23 protein-coding genes and 4 pseudogenes are annotated in these 18,843 nt (G+C 65.1%); 14 read left to right on the forward strand and 13 right to left on the reverse strand.

The window, feature by feature from the left end:
- Window positions 1–472: 472 nt before the first annotated feature.
- The 5 genes from N5K27_RS26070 (at window position 473) to N5K27_RS26090 (ending at window position 3,001) form a co-directional block, all read left to right on the forward strand.
- Window positions 473–835 (forward strand): flavin reductase family protein, encoded by a 363-nt coding sequence (locus N5K27_RS26070; RefSeq protein ID WP_347945626.1) that lies wholly within the window; start codon window positions 473–475, stop codon window positions 833–835.
- Between the two features lie 107 nt (window positions 836–942).
- Window positions 943–1,266, forward strand: coding sequence for a hypothetical protein (locus N5K27_RS26075; protein ID WP_058160808.1), 324 nt, complete (start codon window positions 943–945; stop codon window positions 1,264–1,266).
- 134 nt (window positions 1,267–1,400) lie between these two features.
- A complete protein-coding gene (locus N5K27_RS26080) occupies window positions 1,401–1,721 on the forward strand; it encodes a DoxX family protein (RefSeq protein ID WP_079986182.1) in 321 nt (106 codons plus the stop codon).
- A gap of 73 nt (window positions 1,722–1,794) precedes the next feature.
- Window positions 1,795–2,706 carry an NAD(P)H-binding protein gene (locus N5K27_RS26085; protein WP_279820323.1) on the forward strand — a complete coding sequence of 304 codons (912 nt, stop codon included), beginning with the start codon at window positions 1,795–1,797 and terminating at the stop codon, window positions 2,704–2,706.
- Window positions 2,707–2,818: 112 nt separating this feature from the next.
- Window positions 2,819–3,001 (forward strand): MerR family DNA-binding transcriptional regulator, encoded by a 183-nt coding sequence (locus N5K27_RS26090; RefSeq protein WP_255221297.1) that lies wholly within the window; start codon window positions 2,819–2,821, stop codon window positions 2,999–3,001.
- On the opposite strand, the gene mobH is transcribed toward N5K27_RS26090, so the two are convergent.
- On the reverse strand, window positions 2,983–4,797 hold the full coding sequence (gene mobH, locus N5K27_RS26095; RefSeq protein WP_279820325.1) for a MobH family relaxase: 1,815 nt from the start codon (window positions 4,795–4,797) through the stop codon (window positions 2,983–2,985). The genes N5K27_RS26090 and mobH overlap by 19 nt on opposite strands.
- A 315-nt stretch (window positions 4,798–5,112) precedes the next feature.
- On the opposite strand from mobH, the gene N5K27_RS26100 reads away from it, so the two are divergent.
- From N5K27_RS26100 to N5K27_RS26110, 3 genes are all read left to right on the forward strand, one after another.
- Entirely contained in the window at window positions 5,113–5,739 is a 627-nt protein-coding gene (locus N5K27_RS26100; RefSeq protein ID WP_003109769.1) for a hypothetical protein, read from the forward strand.
- A gap of 12 nt (window positions 5,740–5,751) precedes the next feature.
- On the forward strand, window positions 5,752–6,384 hold the full coding sequence (locus N5K27_RS26105) for an RES family NAD+ phosphorylase (protein WP_279820328.1): 633 nt from the start codon (window positions 5,752–5,754) through the stop codon (window positions 6,382–6,384).
- 83 nt (window positions 6,385–6,467) lie between these two features.
- A complete protein-coding gene (locus N5K27_RS26110; protein WP_003090216.1) occupies window positions 6,468–6,833 on the forward strand; it encodes a DUF3742 family protein in 366 nt (121 codons plus the stop codon).
- Between the two features lie 11 nt (window positions 6,834–6,844).
- Here N5K27_RS26110 and N5K27_RS26115 read toward each other — a convergent pair whose 3' ends face one another.
- The 10 genes and pseudogenes from N5K27_RS26115 to N5K27_RS26160 all read right to left on the reverse strand — a co-directional run bounded on the left by N5K27_RS26115 (window position 6,845) and on the right by N5K27_RS26160 (window position 13,355).
- The gene (locus tag N5K27_RS26115) at window positions 6,845–8,365 is read right to left on the reverse strand and encodes a conjugal transfer protein TraG N-terminal domain-containing protein (protein WP_279820330.1); all 1,521 of its coding nucleotides are present in this window, start codon (window positions 8,363–8,365) and stop codon (window positions 6,845–6,847) included.
- A gap of 12 nt (window positions 8,366–8,377) precedes the next feature.
- On the reverse strand, window positions 8,378–8,749 hold the full coding sequence (locus N5K27_RS26120) for a hypothetical protein (RefSeq protein ID WP_014596088.1): 372 nt from the start codon (window positions 8,747–8,749) through the stop codon (window positions 8,378–8,380).
- Window positions 8,746–9,459 (reverse strand): annotated as a pseudogene (locus tag N5K27_RS26125) (integrating conjugative element protein); the annotation flags it as partial. The gene N5K27_RS26120 and the pseudogene N5K27_RS26125, both read right to left, overlap by 4 nt.
- Window positions 9,458–10,369: pseudogene (locus N5K27_RS26130) on the reverse strand (TIGR03752 family integrating conjugative element protein); the annotation flags it as partial. The pseudogenes N5K27_RS26130 and N5K27_RS26125, both read right to left, overlap by 2 nt.
- The gene (locus N5K27_RS26135) at window positions 10,359–11,270 is read right to left on the reverse strand and encodes a TIGR03749 family integrating conjugative element protein (RefSeq protein ID WP_010791730.1); all 912 of its coding nucleotides are present in this window, start codon (window positions 11,268–11,270) and stop codon (window positions 10,359–10,361) included. The gene N5K27_RS26135 and the pseudogene N5K27_RS26130, both read right to left, overlap by 11 nt.
- Window positions 11,267–11,959 carry a PFL_4703 family integrating conjugative element protein gene (locus N5K27_RS26140; protein WP_003090182.1) on the reverse strand — a complete coding sequence of 231 codons (693 nt, stop codon included), beginning with the start codon at window positions 11,957–11,959 and terminating at the stop codon, window positions 11,267–11,269. Before N5K27_RS26140 ends, N5K27_RS26135 begins: the two co-directional genes overlap by 4 nt.
- The gene (locus N5K27_RS26145) at window positions 11,956–12,354 is read right to left on the reverse strand and encodes a TIGR03750 family conjugal transfer protein (protein ID WP_003050133.1); all 399 of its coding nucleotides are present in this window, start codon (window positions 12,352–12,354) and stop codon (window positions 11,956–11,958) included. Before N5K27_RS26145 ends, N5K27_RS26140 begins: the two co-directional genes overlap by 4 nt.
- 11 nt (window positions 12,355–12,365) lie before the next feature.
- On the reverse strand, window positions 12,366–12,725 hold the full coding sequence (locus N5K27_RS26150; RefSeq protein WP_003090173.1) for a TIGR03745 family integrating conjugative element membrane protein: 360 nt from the start codon (window positions 12,723–12,725) through the stop codon (window positions 12,366–12,368).
- Between the two features lie 16 nt (window positions 12,726–12,741).
- Window positions 12,742–12,975 (reverse strand): TIGR03758 family integrating conjugative element protein, encoded by a 234-nt coding sequence (locus tag N5K27_RS26155; protein WP_003050225.1) that lies wholly within the window; start codon window positions 12,973–12,975, stop codon window positions 12,742–12,744.
- The gene (locus N5K27_RS26160; RefSeq protein ID WP_003090167.1) at window positions 12,972–13,355 is read right to left on the reverse strand and encodes an RAQPRD family integrative conjugative element protein; all 384 of its coding nucleotides are present in this window, start codon (window positions 13,353–13,355) and stop codon (window positions 12,972–12,974) included. Before N5K27_RS26160 ends, N5K27_RS26155 begins: the two co-directional genes overlap by 4 nt.
- A 203-nt stretch (window positions 13,356–13,558) precedes the next feature.
- On the opposite strand from N5K27_RS26160, the gene N5K27_RS26165 reads away from it, so the two are divergent.
- The 6 genes and pseudogenes from N5K27_RS26165 (at window position 13,559) to tnpB (ending at window position 16,362) form a co-directional block, all read left to right on the forward strand.
- Window positions 13,559–14,029 (forward strand): helix-turn-helix domain-containing protein, encoded by a 471-nt coding sequence (locus N5K27_RS26165; RefSeq protein ID WP_003050245.1) that lies wholly within the window; start codon window positions 13,559–13,561, stop codon window positions 14,027–14,029.
- Window positions 14,026–14,601, forward strand: coding sequence for a PIN domain-containing protein (locus N5K27_RS26170; protein WP_003109777.1), 576 nt, complete (start codon window positions 14,026–14,028; stop codon window positions 14,599–14,601). Before N5K27_RS26165 ends, N5K27_RS26170 begins: the two co-directional genes overlap by 4 nt.
- 17 nt (window positions 14,602–14,618) lie before the next feature.
- Window positions 14,619–15,119, forward strand: a pseudogene (locus N5K27_RS26175) (AAA family ATPase); the annotation flags it as partial.
- Window positions 15,120–15,155: 36 nt separating this feature from the next.
- Window positions 15,156–15,584 (forward strand): annotated as a pseudogene (locus N5K27_RS26180) (ATP-binding protein); the annotation flags it as partial.
- Window positions 15,585–15,637: 53 nt separating this feature from the next.
- Window positions 15,638–16,033, forward strand: coding sequence for a transposase (locus N5K27_RS26185; protein WP_006217728.1), 396 nt, complete (start codon window positions 15,638–15,640; stop codon window positions 16,031–16,033).
- Entirely contained in the window at window positions 16,030–16,362 is a 333-nt protein-coding gene (gene tnpB / locus N5K27_RS26190) for an IS66 family insertion sequence element accessory protein TnpB (protein ID WP_003121550.1), read from the forward strand. Before N5K27_RS26185 ends, tnpB begins: the two co-directional genes overlap by 4 nt.
- Before the next feature lie 101 nt (window positions 16,363–16,463).
- On the opposite strand, the gene N5K27_RS26195 is transcribed toward tnpB, so the two are convergent.
- Together N5K27_RS26195 and N5K27_RS26200 are read right to left on the reverse strand one after the other, a co-directional pair.
- On the reverse strand, window positions 16,464–18,542 hold the full coding sequence (locus N5K27_RS26195; RefSeq protein WP_279820338.1) for a recombinase family protein: 2,079 nt from the start codon (window positions 18,540–18,542) through the stop codon (window positions 16,464–16,466).
- Entirely contained in the window at window positions 18,523–18,702 is a 180-nt protein-coding gene (locus tag N5K27_RS26200; protein WP_279820339.1) for a hypothetical protein, read from the reverse strand. Before N5K27_RS26200 ends, N5K27_RS26195 begins: the two co-directional genes overlap by 20 nt.
- Window positions 18,703–18,843 lie beyond the last annotated feature (141 nt).

Here is an 18,843-nt window from a genome sequence, read left to right on the forward strand (position 1 = left end):
CAGCTCTTTGCACGCCGCGAGCATCCCGGCTGGTCACTGGGGCGAGAGGTCCGGTGGGGCCTGAAGACAAACACGTTTGTGGTGCCCGTACGAATGTTGCAGAGGGGGCAACAGAGGGCGCCGTCACAGACGCGCTGGACTCGTTTCTTGCTCATCGCCGCGTCAGGCGATCTCGCGTGACGGGCGCTTCGGGCGGGTGCGGTGGGGTCAGGAGCAGAGGTCTTGGTAGTCCCTATGTTGGCAGACCGGTGGCGCAAACTCGGCCTGCGTACGGAATGCAAACCTTCCCCAGGCAGGAATCGAGTGCGAGCGCGACGGCTGGCGAGCCGCAGATGCGGAATCCAGTCTTCACGCACAGGGCATTGCGCAACAAGCTGGGCCAGTTCCCGACCGGGGTCTGCGTCGTCACGGCGCGTGCGCCGGGGGGGGGGCACCCATCGGCCTGACCATCAACTCGTTCGTCCCAGTCTCGCTGGAGCCGCCGCTGGTGTCCTGGAACCTTTCCGAGCGTTCCGCCAGCCTGGACGTGTTCCGGGCGTGCAGACATTTCGGCATCAGCGTACTCCCTCGTTCGCAGGAGGCGGTGGCACGCCGGTTCGCCGACCCGGGTATCGCGGACAAGTTCAACGGTGTCGCCACACGGCGAGCCTTCGCCGGCATTCGACTGATCGAGGGCGCGGTGGCCACCTTCGTCTGCGAGGCCTATCGGGCATGGCCGGTGGGCGACCACCTGCTGCTCGTGGGCAAGGTGCTGCAGATCGATGGCGGCGATGACGAACCGCTGGTGTTCCATCAGGGCCGTTTCCTCTCGATGCGGCTCACGCAGATGGCTTGAGTGATGGCCCGTCGAGCACTTGGGTCTGAACAAGCGCAAGGAGAGGCGTTCTTGATGATCGACGTCCAAAGCTGGAAAGGATGTTTGGGAAGGAGCGATCGCTGCAAATGATCGATGTACGCAAGCTGGAAAGCCTGCTCGAACGGGGCCGCGATTCGGCCTTGCTGCGATTCGGGCTGGGCAAACACTACCTGGATGCGAACGAGCAGGCGCGCGCGGCGGCCCAGTTGCACCGATGCGTCGGGCTGGATCCGGGGTACTCGGCAGCATGGAAGCTACTGGGCAAGGCGCAGCACGAGATTGGCGACATCGCGGCCGCGCGCCATGCTTGGGAGAACGGAGTACTCGCGGCCAGACGCAACGGCGACGTGCAGGCGGAAAAGGAGATGAACGTGTTTCTTCGTCGCCTTGCAAGAACGTCAACACCCTGATGCACAGGACGACTAGCAGCGTGGCTCGCGGCCCCTATGACCTGCGGCAGGAATTCGTAGAGGAAGTCTTATGCGTTCAAGCAAGCTGTCACTGAAACCGATATTCCCTTACCTGCTGGCCACTTTTTTTCGTCGTGGGTGCCGTAGCCAACCTGCTGGCGTTAGGCGGGGCAGCGGAAGACTACGCCCGTTGGGGCTACCCGCGAAGGTTCAATTTTGTCCCCGGGTCTCTGGAACTGGCGACAGCGTTGCTGCTGCTGCGCGGGCGCACACGGGTATGGGGCGCGGTGCTGGGGGCACTGATCATGGCGTGCGCCGGTGCGACGGTGCTACTCAACGGCGAGCCCGGCCGCGTGCTGGCGCCCTCGATCGTGCTGGCAATGTGTGTGCTCGCCGGCCTGCTGCACGATGGCGCCCGCACCGTTGGATCCGTTCAGGAGGAAGCTCGACCATGAACGAGCGCAGCCCGCGCATCGCGGCAATCGCATTTCTGCGCAGCCGGCACACTCCGCCAGGGGGAGCCATCCGGTGACCCGGTTGCTTTCTCCGTGCCTGCTGGTTGCCGGTGCCCATGATCCGCTCGGCCGGCGCGTCGTCGAACTGCTGCTGCGCCGCGATGAAGCGGAGGTCATCGCCACCAGCCGCCAACCAGTGCACCTTGTGGATCTGGCTGCCCGTGGGGCGCGTATTCGCGGCGCGGATCCCGACGATGCAGCGTCCCTGGATGCCGCCTTCACCGGCGCACACCGCCTGCTGCTCCTGCCGGGCGCTGCCGACGGCTCGTGGTCGCGGCGTCGCCAACTGCAGGCCATGATCGATGCCGCAGCGCGCGTCGGCGTCCGCACCGTGGTGTACGCGGCCCAGATCGAAGTGTTCGACCCCTCGCTGATGACTGTAGCGCGGGAATGCGAGACGGTGGCACAGGCATGCGAGGCTCGCAACCTAGCCTTGTCAGTCTTGCGGGTGAGTTGGCCTATGGAGCGATTGTTTCCGCGGATCATCCTGGCGCTTCGGTGCGGGAAATGGTTTAGCTCAGCGCCGCAAGGCAGACTGCCTTACGTGGCGGGCGAGGACGTGGCGCGCACCGCTGCGGCGGTACTGCGGGCGGACCCTGTTCCGCCCGGAGAGCTGGCGATCACCGGCCCGCAGGCTCTCACCGCCGAGGCGCTGGTGAACAGCATCAATATCATCTTCGGAGCCAGCATCGACCTGGTGCCCGTCAGTGAGGAAGCCCTGGCGCTGCATCTGCAGGTCTCGGGCTTTCCGAAATCCACGGTGCGAGAGGCGCTGATCATCGAAGAGGTGTCCAAACGCGGGCTGGCGCCGTTCTCCGACGGTGTCATCGAGCAGATGACCGGTCAGCCGCCGCGCAGCATCGAGGCGGTGCTGGTCGAACACCGCCTCGATTTGCTGTTGCCCACCAGCACCCCCCGGCTTTGAGACGAGTCGACTTCTTCGACTCTAGAGGCTGCAGGCGTGCTTGCTGCAGTACATGATCCACGCCGAGACGATGATGAAACAACGATCTGTACGAACAGCCACCCCGACGACGGTGGTCGCCAAGCCTTTTGCCACGGAACGTGTGCCAATTGTTGGCGACGTCGCCAGCCTCGGCGGCGTAACCGTGTCCAACGTTCGTTTCTATGAAGCAGAGAGGTTGATCCATGCTACACGCACGGCAGGCAACCAGTGCCTCTATGGGCCCGTATCTAGCACCTATGCCAGTTTCAAGTAGGGATTGTTCGGTGGCCGCTCATCGAACAGTTGGCCAGGGTCATCGAGTAAGTAGCCATGCAGCTTGCGCGACTTGCGCGGGCCGGTGACCTCGCAGGTCCAGATGTTCAAGCTGCTGGGCTGCTTGCGATGGACCTGCAGCTTCTCGAAGCGCTTCTGGACCCATTGCCAGTCGACAACGGCATCCTGCTTGGCGAGTGCTGGAACTTGAGGATGCTCCTGGACATAGCGCTGAAACACCCCAGGGCTTACCAGGAACACCGTGTCGTCCACGGTATGCACCAGTGCCTTGGCATCGTTGAGAATCAGCTTTCGGCTCTGCAAGCCATGCCTAAGCCAGCCCATGAAGTGCTCGCCCGAAGGCTGCTGTGTCGATGCCGAAGATTTAGACGCTGGCACAGGCAGTACCAGCGAACTCGTTGCGAAGGCCGGGACGGGCTCTGCATCCTGTCGCGTCGCAAGGAGGTGTCCGGAGCCCACCATCGCCAGCATGTCTTCCATGACGTCAGGCAGGGGCTGAACTGCGGGCGGTGAAGCCAAGTTAGCGGGGCTGCTGCCTTCCCAAGGTGGCGTCGTCTGTTCTTCCAAGACAGGCTTCGCGGCAGTCATAGGCGGGGCAGCCTCCGAGCCAGCATCCTTCTCGATTGCCGCAGCGTCGATTGCCACCGTGCCGGTAAACGATGCTGGCCGTTCGCCAGCTTCCCAAATCAGCGCGGGAGCTAGACGCAGCAGGGTGAATGAGTGGGACCAGCCAGTCGTGCTGGTCACGGTCGCGCGCCAGACCGCCTTGCCGTCCGGCGTCGGTTGCAACATGCCGTGATCCTGCAGCACGTTGAAGACGGCGGTGTTGCTCGCGGGGATGCCGTCGACGCCTAGTGACAGCAGGTGCGCACGCAGCTTGTCCGAGACCGTCTTGCTTACCAGCCACAAGGCATCCTCGGTGATCCAGCCATCGGAGGCTTCCGGCTGGTTCAGCTTCAACTGTTCCTTGAGCAGGTAGCGCAGCCCGTCGAGCAACTTGCGCTGCAGCGCATGCTTGTGTGCAGCCATGGCGCGGGCCGGATCGCCGCCCAGTTCCTGGGCCACCGAAGCCCGGTCGGCCTGCACGACAAGTTCGCCCAGCACGCCGGCGCGCTCGTACTGGCCGGCCAGGACGTAGAGCAGCGGTCCCCACAGGTCGGGATAGCCACTGAGCCAGTCCAGGGCATCACGGTCGAGCAGTTGACGGTAGAGTAAACCTGTCGCGGCGCTGTGGAGCCGATATTCCCGATCGTCGCGGTAGCGGAAGCGGTATGGCTGGTGCAGCGGGCCGTGCCAGGGGTGCCACAGCGAGCCGTCGGACAGTTCGACGTGCAGATCGACGGCGATCTTGCCGATGTCGTGCAGCAGCGCGGCATAAGCGACTGCGGCAGTCCAGGCTTCAGACTGCGCCGCCTGGTCTTCGGGACTGGCGCCAATGGGCAGCAGATGGGACTGCCGCAGCTTGAGCGCATAGGCGACGATCTCCAACCCGTGATCCAGCATGCCGCCGGGGTAAGCGTGGTGATGGCTTTCCGATGCGGGGAATTGTTGGACCAACTCGGCGTAGTGCTCCAGCGGCGTGCGGTATAGGGTGGCGAACTGCCGCCGCGACAGCGACGTGCGCTGCCAGATGTGTTCCAGCAGCTTCTGCCGGCGCGGTGTTGCCAGCAGCGATGCGGCCGATTCGGGCCGCAGCAACCCTTTCGGGAGGTCGGTGGCGGGCGCTGGCGACGGGGCAGCGACCGGGGGCCGTTTTCGCTGGAACAGGGAGAGCATGCGGGTGTCCTCTGGGGGGCCGGCCGGGAGGCCTTTTCGCCTTTTCGAGGTAGGGCCTTTCCCCTTGCACCCCATTCCCTTGCCGTTTCGGCCCTTTGGCCTTTAACCGTTTCGGTATAGCCGGGCCTGGGTTGCGTCTCCAGCGTCAATGTGGAACCCGCACGAATGGATTGGACGGAGACCTGGCGCTGGCCCCTGCCTATGCTGCGGGGACGCTACCCCCGGCAGGTAGGCTCTCGCTCAGGCGACTAAGTTGACAAATGCGACAAGGGCGACTAGAGTGAATCCTGTCTCAAACCTGCTTGGGAGATGACCATGCCCACCGCCATTGAATTCATTGCCGATCGTCTGCCGCGCGTCACCGTGGAGGACGTGCGCCGTTTCGCGGATACCGTTGAAATCCGGGATGCGCCGGCTTTCGCGGCCGAGTTGCAGGCGTTCATTCACGAGCGCGTGGAGGCGGTAAAACTGCCAGCCAACCTCGAAGGCGAAACGGTGGAGCAGGCCCTGGCGCGCAAGGCGGCCGCGCTGCGCACCGAAACGCGCTGGACCCCGACTGAAACCGACGTCCAGCGAGGCCGCGCCGTGTTGCTGGAATCCTTCAACCAGCCGCACAACCTGCCGATCCCCGAGTACGCCAAGCTGGCGGACAAGTCGCGCCAGCAGATCTACAAGGACATCCTCGCGCGCCGGCTGCTGGCGCTGAATGTGGGGCCGCGCGGCCAGAAGCTGCCCGACTGGCAGCTCGACCCGGTGAAGCAGCAGTTGACCCAAACCGTGCTTCAAGAGGTCGAGGGCATCGACCACTGGACGATCTACCGCGCACTATCCGAACCGCTCGAAGGCTTGGGCGGACGCTCGCCGGTGGATGCGGTGACGCATGGCACGATCGATGACGTGGCCGAAGCGGTGTTCAACGTGCTGGGCGTCCAGGTGCATTGAGGCAAGACCGCCATGAGCCGCGAACTGCCCTTGTTCTTGATCGATGCGGGTGAACTGCTCCAGCATGTGAGCCGCGTCGTCTATCGGGGCAGCCCGCTGTACTATGGCCGCAGCGGCACCAATCGCTACGACGACCCGGCGCGGACCTACGGCGTGCTCTACCTGGGCCGCGACCTGTCCACGGCGCTGATGGAGTCGGTGTTTCACAAGCACCAGTGGCTGGCGGACGAGAAGCGCTCGATTGCGCTGAAGGAAGTCGAGAGCCGGCTCGTGCGGGCCGTGGGGGTCCTGGACGACGTGCGCTTGGCCGATCTCACGGCCGAGGGTGTCATGGCGGGTTACTTCGGCCTGAACCTGGAACAGTTGGCCAGCCGCGACTACACGCACACGCAGCAGGTGTCGGCCCAGGTGCATGCGATGCTCGGCGACGATGGCGAACCGCTGTTCGACGGGGTGCTCTATCCGTCGCGCAACAACTATCCCGCCAAGAGCATCGCCCTGTTCGAGCGTGCGGCAGCAAGAGTCGGCGTTGTCGATGACATCGACCTGGTGGACCATGTGGACTGGCCGCGCTTCGTTGCCACGTATCGCGTCGGCGTGGAGCCTGATCCCGGGCCGGTGGAACCGGATGACGAAGCGTCCTGAAGCGGCAAGAGAGCACATTGAAGCCCAAACAGAATGAAATGGACCAAACTGGAATAGGCATCCCTCTGTAGCAGGAGACGACCATGAACACCACGACCCGCATCAGCACCGCAGAACGCCTCGGCCGCACCTTTGGCCGCGGATGGCGCGCCTACGCGCGCGGCGAACGTCGGGCGTCGAACTGGTTGGTGTCCAAGGGGGTGCCGGCGGCCGTTGCCACCGCGCTCGTGTGGGTGGTCAAGCTGTCTGTGGTGGGATTGCTGCTCTACGTTGCTTTTTGGTTCGCACTCGTGTTGTTGGGCGTCGTGGCGGCGGCGTGGGCTGCTGCTGCCAATACCTCTGACGAGGACGAGTGGCCTTTCACCGATCTCACAGAACTGCGCAAGACACCGGGCTACGATCCCAATCTGTACAACGATACGTCGCACGAGTTGTACACCGACGACTGACGGACTCCGGGCTACTTCAGCTTGCCTCCCGTGAGTGCCCCAGGCCCCTTGCCCCCGGCTTGGCCGGCGCTCTTGCTGCCGTCCGACAACCCCTGAATGGCATGTCCCGCCCGAATTCCAACCCAGGTCAGGCTTGCCAGCCAGAATCCTGGCAGCACCAGGAACATCGTGCCCGCGACGAACATCAAGAGCATGTCGCCGAACGCGTTGTTCAGCCCCACCAGTGGATCGAAGTTGGCGTGTGGCCGGTTCCAGCCGAAGCCCCAGCCATAAAGCGCATCGAGGATGGTGCTGTCGATCCAGCGCGCGAGCTGGAACCAGAAATCGACGAAGAACAGCGCGAACTGCACGACGCTCACGGTAACGACCGTCTTCAAGTCATAGGTGCCCACAACCAGCACCAGCGGGATGCAGATGACCAGCGCCATCTTGAGCAAGCCGAGCACCATGGGCAGCGCTTGGCGCACCACGTCCATGGCGGGAAACGCGGCAATCGCGCCGACAGCCATGCCGACGTCGCCCGTGGCCCGCGTCACGATGTTTGGCAGGGTCTTGTCGATTTGGCCGCCGTAGTCCGTATAGACGTTGCCCTGGTTCAGTTTCTGCTGCCGCGGCGAGGCGATGGTGCGGATTACCGAGTCGTCCACCTCGGCTCGGCTCAGAAAGCCGGCCCAGCCCGCCAGGCGATTCAGCAGGCTTGGGTCTACCTGCCCCAGCAGGCGTGCGCGCAGGCCATTGCTGCCATCGGCCCACCACTGCCTGCAGGACGGATAGCCGCCACCGCTGGCCACCTGCGCAAGCCCGGCATCACGGTTGCTGTCGTAGGGCCAGTCATCGCGTGGTGTGCTGGAGCGATAGCTGTCGTAGTAGCCGCCGGTGTCCGTGAAGAAGCGCGAGCCGATCCAGGTCACGTCGTGCATTTGTGTCTCATCGAGGTCCGGGCGCTGCATGAAGAGCTTGGCGCGTGCCGGTCCGTAGCAGTCCCGCGAGAAATCCGCCACTTCCTGAGCCAATACCGGGTCGTCGATGCGCGTCGCGTCGATCTCCATGCGCATCTGCCGCAAGTCGGTGCCGCAGGGAATCGCCGCCACAGAGGCACCGGTCACTGCTCGCGAGAGTGTGTGCATAAAGGCCCACCAGACGGGCACCTTCGCCGACTGGTTGTTGATAGTGCTGAAGGACTGCGACCAGCCGGTATCGGTGGGCTGCGGCACGCTGACTTGGCATTGGGCCGAGCGCGAGCTGTCGTAGCGGATGGTGTTGAGATCCACGTCGATGAATGGGATGCCGGCGAACATCACCACCACGATGGCGACGAACACCCGGTTCTCAATGCGCGCAGCCGAGAGCACGCCCTTGTTGCCTTCGTCGGCGCCCTCCGCACGGGCCTTCAGCCATTCCTGCACGATGATGGCAATGAAAGGCAGCGCGAATACGCCGCTCGCCACCAGCAGGGCCCAGATGCCGTTATGGACGATCCACGACACCAGCGTCAGGTAGTACTCCAAGTAGTCGGTGGTGAAAAGCGCCATGTCCTCGCCCCTTCAAGCGGCCTGCATCAACAGGCTGGCTTCCAGCGCCACAATGGCGGCGACGCCGGCGATCTCGCTGCGCAGCAGGCGCCGTCGCGCCTGCCTATCAGCCCCGCGTTGGGCCTCACGCGCCAGCAGCCGGCGGCGCATCCAGACCCAGCCGTAGGCTGTCGCGCCGTACAGGCACATCCGCCACACTAGAAAGTAGCCTGCCGTGGCCGCCAGCCACCGCTCCCAGTTGGCAACGCTGCCGACGAGATAAATGCCGACGATGTTGGCGCCCACAGCGGCGGCAACGAGCAACACCGTCCACAGCAGCGCCTTCATCGCGCGCCGGTTGAACAGCCAGCGCGGGCGCAGCCAGCTGGCACGCGACGGGTTCATGGGTTGCCTCCCGGATTGCCCTTCTGGAGCCGGTCGAGGCGGTCGGGAATGGGATCGCCTTCGTAGATGCCACGTGAGCCAGCCGCGCGTGTGCCATGGCGCTGGATGATGGCCATGGGCGAGTTGTTCGCCAGCTCGCGGCGCAGCTCCAGCTCGGTCTTGAGGTTGCGGATTTCCTGGTCGAGCGTGTCGCTCTCGTGGTTCACGGCCTCGACCGCCAACTGGTTCGCCGCGACGTTGGGCTCCTTCTTGCCGGTCAGCAGGGTGCGCTGAAGCAGCAATGCCTTCTCCAGCACCGACGCCAGCGCGACCTCCGAGGCCAGGCGCCGCGCCAGCAGGTCTTGATCCGGCTCGTCGCGCAGCGCCTCGATGACGCCGCGTGTGATGGGCAGCGAGGTGCTGCCAGCCGCACGCAGGTTCTCGAAGGTGGTGTTGCGCGTTCCCGAGACCAGTTCCTGCAAGGCTTCCAGCTTTGCCTCGTACTCCTCCTGGATCAGCGGCGTCAGCCCGACGCCGGGCACCGTTTCGGTCTTGGTGCAGGCATCGCAAGTGCGCTGCACCTGTTCGCCGAGAACCCGTGTGGCCCATTCGGTCGCCTGCTGTGGCGAGGTCCAGGTCTGGCAAGACAGACTCGCGCAACTGGCGGCAGCGATGGACGATGTGTCGGTCACGCTGCGGCCGTTGACCAGGTTGTAGCCTGCGCGGGTGACCGCGCACGCACGAGAGCGTCCAGTCGCCCGAGGCGGTGCCGCTGAAAACGGCGCCGGCCACGTCGGGAATGTCGATGCCATTGGCGGTCAGGTTGTCCGGCCCGACCAGAACTTTGAACGGATAGGGATCGTTGACCGTGCCGTCGATCGGCACGCGGCCGATCAGGGCCGTCATCGCCACCGATCCCATCAGCGTCGAGTTGGTCGGCACGGTATAGACCGGCTTGGCACTCTTGACCCCGGCGGCGCGGGCGCCCGCGTTGGCCACGGTTTCAGTGGTGGTTAAGAGCGTGCTCTGGGCCGGGCCGAAGCTCGTGGGGAAGCTCATGCCGCCGCTCGCGCCACGCCCCCCGTTGCGCCCCTCGGCGGGCTTTGCGTCGTCCGGCTCGACCCACCGCACGCCGCCCTCCATGCCGGCCTCGTCGCCGCCCTGCAGCCCCAGGCCCACGGGCAGGTCCGCATGGCCGCCGCCGCGCCCGCCGATGCTGTCCAGGCGCCGCTGCAGGTCGGCGAGCAGCCCTTCGGTCTGCTGGCGCGCGCTGGCCGCCTGCTCTTGGTCGCGGCGCAGGTTGGACCGCTCGGATTCGAGCGCCGAGTTGATGCGCTGGTCGATGGAGTTCTCGCGCTGGCGCAGCCGCTGGTTCTCTTCACGCTGCGACTTGTTGTCCGAGAGCGCGGTCTGAAGCTCGGTGCGCAACTGCTTCACTTGGGCAACGAGCGTCGCCACGGTGTCGCGCGGGGTGTCGCCTTCGATGCCCAGCGCCTTCATTTCCTCGGGCGTGAGCTGGGCGCCGTTGTCCGCCGCGGGTGGCGCCGTGCCGCCTCCACCCGAGAACAGCCGGATACCGGCGAACAGCACCAGGATGGCGACAGGGATCATCAGCCACTTGAGCAGGCCGTTACTGCGCATGGCGGGCCTCCTTGGCGTTCTCGTCGCCGTCCGGCTGCGGCAGATGCACGGCAGGGTCGAAGCGGTGAATCGCCGGCAGCAGCGACTGCGCGAGGCCGCGGCCGCGCGTGACCAGGTACAGGACGGTCGTGTCCTCGGGCGTGCCGCGCGGGCCCAGCGCCTCGTGCTGGAAGGTGGCGGTGAGGAAATCGCCTTGCAGCACGCGCGGGTCGAGCGCGACCCAGTCGGCGCCGGTGTTGGTGAGGCGCACGGCAGTCACCCATTGGTCTTCCAGGCGCCACGACGCGAGCACGGCCGCGCGCACCGGCAGCGTTGGCATCAGTGTGTCCAGGTCGAGGTCGCGGGGCAGGTTGACCCGCATGACGCCCGGAAGCGGCTCGACGGTGCGCAGCGGTGCGTAGAGGTTCTGCGCGGCGAAGCGCGTCAGCACGACAGGGACCGGAGTTTCGCGCCGCGCGGTCCGCGCACCTGCCTGGCCCTGGGCGCGTGCCGGGGCCTCGGCACTGTCGGCCTGCTCGCCATAGCGTCCCGGTGCGCTGTCACCCTCGACGATGCGCACCGGCTCCAGCTCGGCTTCCCCGTCCTTGGGCGGTTCGGCTACGATGTCCAGCAGGATCAGCGCGCCCGTGTCGGCGTCCTGCAGTTGCAACCGCGTGGGCTCGATCGGCTCGCTGGCACGCAGGTACACCGCGCCGCTCGCACTCTGCACGCGCAGGCGCTCGCCCACGCCTGCGGGCACGCCCACGCGCACGTTCCGGTCGATGAATACGATGCGTTCCTGACCGACCTTCAGCGGCACTGCCAGTGGCATGCGTTCCCAACGCAGGATCTCCACCGCCTGGGCGACGGGTGCCGCGGCCACGGCCAGTAGCCCCAGCAGCGCGAGTACAGGATGCTTCATGGGGTGTTTCCTCCTTGAGGCGCTTGCGGAGACAGGCCACTCGGCGCCGGGCGCGTCGGCTCCGGTGCACTGATGCGCTGGGGCGCGCCGTCGTAGCAGTCCAGCGCCAGGCCGAACGGGTTGCGGGCGGGATCGACGTCCACCCGCGTGACCTTGATCGGATAGCGCACCAGGGCGCGCTTGACCTGCTCGGCGCCGTAGTACTCGTCCGCCGTGATGTCCAGCGTCACCACCCAGTCGCGATCGGACACGGTGCGCACGCGCGCCGTGGGGTCGTCGCCATAGCCGCGGCCGGGAATCTCGTAGATGCCGCGCACGCGCTGACGCAGCTCGCCCGTGGAGCGGCGGTAGTCATAGTCCGCCCGCAGGAAGGCCTGGCAGGACGGGGTGAGGTACGGCGAGAGCGTGTGGAGGTTGCGCGAGTAGTCTTCTTCGCCATTGGTTGGCCAGCGGTTGAGGGTCTGGAACACGTAGAACGTGAACGCATAGACCGATTCGGGCGGCACTTCCCACCACTTGCGGGTACTGCCGGAGCGCAGGTCGGGCGGGACGTGGATGGTCAGGTCGCGCGGCGCGCTCCACCAGCCGCCGCCCATGACCAGGGCGACGACGACCAGCGCGCCCGCGCCCAGGCGCAAGGTCTTGATGTGCGCCTGCAGATGGGTAATCTCGTTTTTGAAGCGGCTCATCGCATGCTCCTGCGGGTGGACCAGAAGCCCGAGCGCGAGATCAGCACATGGCCACCGACCCAGCCTGCCATCAGCGGATGGCGCGTGGCGATGCGCCATTGCAGTTGCCGATACAGCCAGGTGTCGGGACGCCCACGCTTGAGGCGGCGCAGGATGCCGCCGCCGATGAAGACGCCGAGCGCCACGCCCAGGACGACGAACGTCGGCGCCAGCGCGATCGTGCGGAACACCCAGGACAGCGGCGCGCCGACCAGCAGGCCGGCGGCGCCGGACAGGCCGCAGCAAATCCAGAGTTCGTCAGCGGTGAGGCCGCGCACCACAACGGGATGGCGGTTGAGCCGGTGCGGAAGGAAGGTGACCGTTCCGTCCGCACGGACGTGCTGCTGCTCGGACATACCGGCCTCGCTTACAGGATGCCGGTGGCTTCGGTGAGCAGCCAGATGCCGATCACGAGCAGCACGGCGCCGATGGCGACCGTGAGGCCGAACTGGCCCCACGTCTTGCGGCCGGTGTGGATCTCCGCGTAGGTCCCGTAGGCGTGGTAGCAGACGCCGATGAACATCGACGCCACCACCAGCAGGGCCACGAGCATGATGATGTCGTAGCCGTAGTTGCGGATGGTCTCCATGATGCCGTTGCCGGTGCCGCGCGTGGGGTTCTCCAATTGCGGCAGACCTTGCGCGAACGACAGCGCGGGCAGCGCTGCGGCGCCCAGGGCCACGGCGGCGCGCTGGGCAAAACGGGAAGTGAGGTTGCGGTTGTGCATGGTCGGGCCTTTCAGGTCAGGACAGAAGGAAGAAACTCAGGACGAGGTACATCGCGACGAAGCGGATGCAGACGCCGAGGAACTGGCGCTGGTTGAGGCGGCTCTCGGACCACCCCACGTAGGCCGTTCGGATGGCCCAGACGCCCCACACGAGCAGGACCGCGAACACGACGCCGACCAGGACGGTCGCCATTGCGGAAGGCGCGATGCCGCTGTTGGCTTGAAATGCCGAGACCTGGGCGCCGTTCATTGCTTGCCCCCCGCAGTCGTCGCCGGCAGCGGCTCGGCCGCCCGCTCGGTGCGGTAGTCGCCGGCCAGTTCGGAGGGGTCGCGCGGCTGAGCGCGCGATGGCGTCAGGTGAAACTGGATGCCGGCGCGAACGCGCGCCAGGTCAGCCAGCAGCCGCGGGTAGTCGAAGTGGTAGCGCTCGCCCGGCTGGATGGGGGCATGCGCGGCGCTGTCCGCGACGGTGCGCTCCAGCGCGTCGAGCTGGCGCAGTGCGGCGACCAGCTCCTGGCGCTGTGCCGGAGACTCGGCCAAGGCCATCTGGGACTGACCCAGCAGGAGGGCCGTCACGAGAAAAGTGGGCACGCCGCGATGCGCGGCGCGCAGCCAGATCGAAGCCACCATCGCGCCATTCCTGTGTGATCAGCAATGGGGTGATCGTGGAGATCAGGGCTGTTTTAGGCCGCAAACAATAGGAACTGGCGGACGACCGGATTGGGCATGCTGCGAGCGAACCTACAAAAGCCCGGGTCGCGCTTCGATTATTGCGTTTTTCGAGTATTTCGAATATGATCGGCTCTGCAACCGTTTTCGCTTAGGAGCTACCCATGACCACCGCCACTGCCCAATCCAAGATGACCCTTCCCGCCGCGGGAGAGGTGAAGGCAGCCGTCCAGGGTCAACGTGCCTTGGCGGCTTACCTCGCAACCCAGTTCGAGACGCAGCACATCCAGATCTTTGATGACCACAAACAGGCTCATCAGGTGGAACTGCCTACCTCGGCTTTACGCCTGCTGGTCGACATCCTGGCCGAGTTGGCCGATGGCAATGCAGTAAAGGTGGTGCCCGTCCATGCAGAGCTGACGACCCAAGAGGCGGCGGACTTGCTCAACGTGTCCCGTCCCCATTTCGTCAAGCTGCTCGAAGATGGGGTGTTGGCATTTCATCGCACCGGCAAGCACCGCAGGGTGAGGTTCGCCGATCTGATGCAGTACAAGGAAGCGCGCGAGCGCGCCAGTGAGCAGGCGATGGCCGAACTCGCTCAGCAGTCGCAAGAGTTGGGAATGGGATACGAATGAGGCATTCCCCATTCACCGCCGTCTACGACGCGTGCGTTCTATATCCCGCGCCACTGCGGGATTTCCTGATGTGGCTCGGCCTGTCTGGCCGCTTCCGGGCGCGGTGGAGCCAAGCCATTCATGAGGAGTGGAAACGCAACCTGTTGATCAACCGCCCCGATCTCACCCGGGTTCAGGTCGACAGGACGTCGGATCTCATGGACCGGGCAATTCCGGACGGCTTGGTGGAGGGCTACGAAGCGCTCGTGGCAGGCCTGACATTGCCCGATCCGGACGACCGGCACGTCCTGGCTGCGGCGATTCGCTGCGGTGCGAGCGTGATTGTGACGTTCAACGAACGGGATTTCCCGAACGATCTGCTGGCTCCGTACGGCATCGAATCGCAGCACCCCGATGAGTTTGTGGACAACCTACTGGATCTGGACGCGGCCGCCGTGGTGTCGGCTGCGCAGCGCCAGCGTGCCCAACTCAAGCATCCGCCGATCGAGGTGGACCGCTATCTCGAAATCCTGCTGCGCCAAGGCCTTGTGCAAACGACCAAGGTGCTGGCGACCTATCGCACCATTCTCTGACCCGCCGAGAGCCACGGATGACCAAGAATCCTTCATCAGACGCCACTTTGCCGAAAGGCATCCATCGAAGCTGGAAGCTGCCGGACACGTCGCTGGGCGCCCTGTGGGATTCCATCGTCATGGACGAAGCTCTCAAGAAGCAGTTGCTGTCACAGGCGATCGTCAACTTCACGGTGCGCCCCAAGGTGGAGCGCACGGTACTCCCCCTGCACGGCGTGATCTTGTTGGTCGGCCCGCCGGGGACTGGGAAGACCTCCTTGGCACGGGGCTTGGCGCATCGTGTGGCCGAATCTTTTTCTTCTGCGAAGTTTCGATTGCTGGAAGTAGAGCCTCACACGCTGACGAGCTCTGCAATGGGAAAGACTCAACGCGCCGTGGCAGACCTGTTCTCGCAATCGATCGCAGAATCCGCAGCGGCGGGCCCGACGATCGTCCTTCTGGACGAGGTCGAAACGCTTGCGGCTGATCGAGCGAAGCTCAGCCTGGAAGCCAACCCGGTTGATGTGCACCGGGCCACCGCTTACGGTCAGTGGTTGACCAAGTGAGGGGGCGCTGTGGCAAGCATACGTTCGGAGTACCACCGGTTCCTGGCGCACTTGGCGCAGCGGCACGTGCACGACGACGTGCGCCGGCTGGCGCACCTGGTGCTCGATCACCTGCAGCCACTGGCCGAGGTCGGTGCTGCACGCCGGGGGCGCTCCACGCGCTTGGCGCCGCTGGCCATCGCGCATCTGGCGCAGATGCCTGTCGCCTACGACGGGGACGCGCGCGGCCCCGAAAACGGGCCGGCGCTCGGGCGACTGCACCAGCTCGAAGTCGGGCCGTTTCGAGGATTCATGCGGCAGGAGACGTTCGACCTCAGCCATGACATCACCTTGGTCTACGGTGCCAACGGCACCGGCAAGAGCAGCTTCTGCGAAGCCTTGGAAGTGGCGATGCTCGGTTCGATCAGCGAAGCGCAGGCCAAGCGGGTCGACCGTAAGCGTCCGGCAATCCCATCTTGAGATAGACCCAGTGTCGAGGCATCGTGTGCACGATGAACATCACGCACACTATGGCGAACGACACGATCGCCCAGCGCCCCAAGCGGCACTACTACTCCCCGGAACTTAAAGGCCAGATCGTGGCCGAATGCCAGGTCTCCGGCGCGTCAGTGGCCGGCGTAGCGCTTGCACACGGAATCAACGCCAACATCGTTCATCGCTGGATGCGCGAGCAAGCAGACTCCCTGTTGCCAGCGCCCCGGAATGAGTTCGTTGCGCTGAATCTGCCTCCACCAGTTGAACAGCTCCCAGCAACCGAGACCAGCTCGCCGCCCGTGTCGCGTGCGATTCGCGTTGATGTTCGGCGCAGCGCCAGCGTAGTCACCGTGAACTGGCCCCTGGAAGATGCAGCGTCATGTGCAGCGTGGCTGCGCGACTGGCTCCGATGATCCGCATTGATGCGCTGTGGCTCTCCACCGAGCCGCTGGACATGCGAGCAGGCACCGAGACGGCGCTCGCCCGGGTAGTGGCTGTCTTTGGCGCAGCGCGCCCACACCACGCCTATCTGTTCGCCAATCGACGAGCCAACCGCATGAAGGTGCTGGTGCACGACGGCATCGGTGTCTGGCTGGCGGCCCGGCGCCTGAATAGCGGCAAGTTCGTCTGGCCGCGCGATGCCGCCACCACCGCCACACTCAGCCGAACGCAGTTCGATGCGCTCGTGCTGGGCCTGCCCTGGAAGAACGTCGGCGAGGCTGGAGTCATCACTGTACTTTGAGTGCTCCGGTCGTTGGCCAGGCAATCAGCGCTTGCACCGATGCGCGAATGTGATGTTAGCCGCATCATCCGAGTATGCGACATGATGCTCACCTCACCACGTTATTGAAGTTCAAGGGGAATTTGATTCGGATCCGCTGTTAGCGGTGTCTTCCGCGCAGGTGCAATGGTTGAACGAAGCTCAGGTCGATAGAGTTCGTTGCGAGCGATCACCCAAGGGGCTCCACGGCACGCTTGCGTCGCAGCGATGGCTCCGGTGGCGATCATACGCAGCGCTGTCATCGTGCTCACACCGAGCACCTTGGCAGCTTGTTTGAGGGTAACCTCGCCGCGTTGCTCGCGCTCGCCTTCACGATAGACAGCGATGCCGTGGTCTCCGCGGTACGATCGCACGCGCATCTCGGTCCACGTATGTCCCTTGGCGGTGCGATGGCCCAAGCGATTCAGCAAAGCTGCAATGCCCGCGTCTTTGAGCTGGCGAGCCAGCTGCTCGATCAGCTTCTGCACGTCCGGCGGCGTCGTCCACCGATGCTGCCCGATGCGATTCCTCGCAACACGCAGTGCAGTGTGGTCGCCTCCTTGCCAGTGAATGACCATTTGAACTTCGTTCACATCGTCGTCGACGCGAACCATGATCTCCTTGATGACCGATCGCACAATGCGCTTGCGAATCTCGTTGCCCGCTGCCGGATCGTGCCAAGCCAATGGGAGATCGGCGCCCAATCGAAGCAGCGCTTCTCGCTGCTCCGAAGTCAGGCTTGACGGAGCCTGCGCGTCCGAGGCATCGAGTTCGGCCTGCTTGCTCGCGACTTGCGCCAGACGCTCGTTCCATCGGCGTTCAAGCTCACTGGCCACGAGTCGATTGCCGGGATCGACGGCATCGAACTGGCGCTGTGCCCGTGCCGCCTCGAAGCGCGCCTGTTCCAGCGCCAGCTCTAGCTGCCTGCGCTTGGTCTGATCGTCAGTGGCACGCTGCTCGATGGCTTGGAGCGCGGCTTGAATGCCCAAGGGCCGCAGCGTCGAGAGCACCTGCGAGGCTACCATCTCGTCTACGCGCAACGAGCCAAACGAGATGCAGCGCTGCAAGGATCCGTGATTGATGGCGGCGCCCTTGCAGTGGTAACGCGCCGTGTTCCCGTCGCTGCCGCTGTAGGCGATATGCAGCTTGCGTGCGCAGTGCCCGCAGCGCAGCAAGCCCGCCAGCAGGGCTTCGCCGCGCCGCAATGAACCGCGGGCCATGCTGCCGCGCATGTTGGTGTTGTCGGCGATCACGCGTTGATTGTGCTCGTAGGTGTCCCAGTCGATGTAACCCTCGTGATGCTGCACGATCAATACTTGCCAGTCCTCGCGATCACGTCGGTGACCGCGCACCACACGCTTGCGTCCCGCTTCGATCCGAGAGCGAGTCTCGGTTCGTCCGAACGCGTAGGCGCCGGCATAGATCGGGTTGGTCAGGATGCGCAGCATCGTGTTGTACACCGGCAGCTTCCACTGCACGCTGCGCCTCCCGTCAACGTATACGGCCGCCGGCAGCTCGATGCCTTCCTGCCGAAACCAAAGCAGCGCCTGGCGTACGCTGCCGGCTTGCGCGAATCGCTGGAACACGGCGGCCATGGCGCTGCGAATACGAAGGTCGGGGTCGAGTTCGACGCGGTCCCCATCGCTGCGTACGAAACCAATCGCCACCATGGTGTACAAGTCGCCGCGCGCGGCCTTGAGCTTCAGCGCCTCCACCGAGCGTTGCCGCAGCAGCGACAGCTCCATCTCGGACATGGTCCCCTTCATCCCGAGCAACAGTCGATCATTGACGCTGCGCGGATCGTAGACCCCATCTTCATCGATGATGATGCTTCCCACCAAGGCACAGAACTCCAGCAATGTGTGCCAGTCGCGGCCGTTGCGCGCCAAGCGCGATGCTTCAATGGACACGACAGCGCCGGCCTCGCCGCTGCAGATGGCCGCCAGCAATCGCTCGAATCCCGGACGTGCGACACCGCTGGCGGACACGCCGAGATCGTCGTCGATGACTACAACGTCGCTCCACCCCAGCGCGCGGGCGCGGTCGGCCAAGGCATACTGGCGCCGACGACTCTCGTGGTTGTGCCGCAGTTGATCGGCCGTCGATTGCCGAACGTAGACATACGCTCGACGCGCGAGGTGTTCAGGACCGATCTTGCTCATCGCTTCTCTCCTGGGTGACGTTTGCCTGTGCGCTGGCGACCTGCCACAACAGCTGACCGAGCAGATCGATCAGCTCTTGCTGCTGTGACGGCAGGATCGTGAGGGGATGCGGATCGCCGTCGAACAGCTCGGGTTGGCGGCACTTGGGGTCGGGCTTCATCAACGCCTCCGCGAGGGGTGGAACCGGGCGTCAACGATAAAGCGAGATCCAACTCTCGCCGCAGGGCCAGGAGCGCCTCCAGCGACGGCGTGGCGAGCGCCACAATAGCTGCCCGCGCAACCGCTTCGGGCAGCGTCATCC

Source organism: Pigmentiphaga sp. GD03639, assembly GCF_029845405.1.
Lineage (GTDB): Bacteria > Pseudomonadota > Gammaproteobacteria > Burkholderiales > Burkholderiaceae_B > Pigmentiphaga > Pigmentiphaga daeguensis.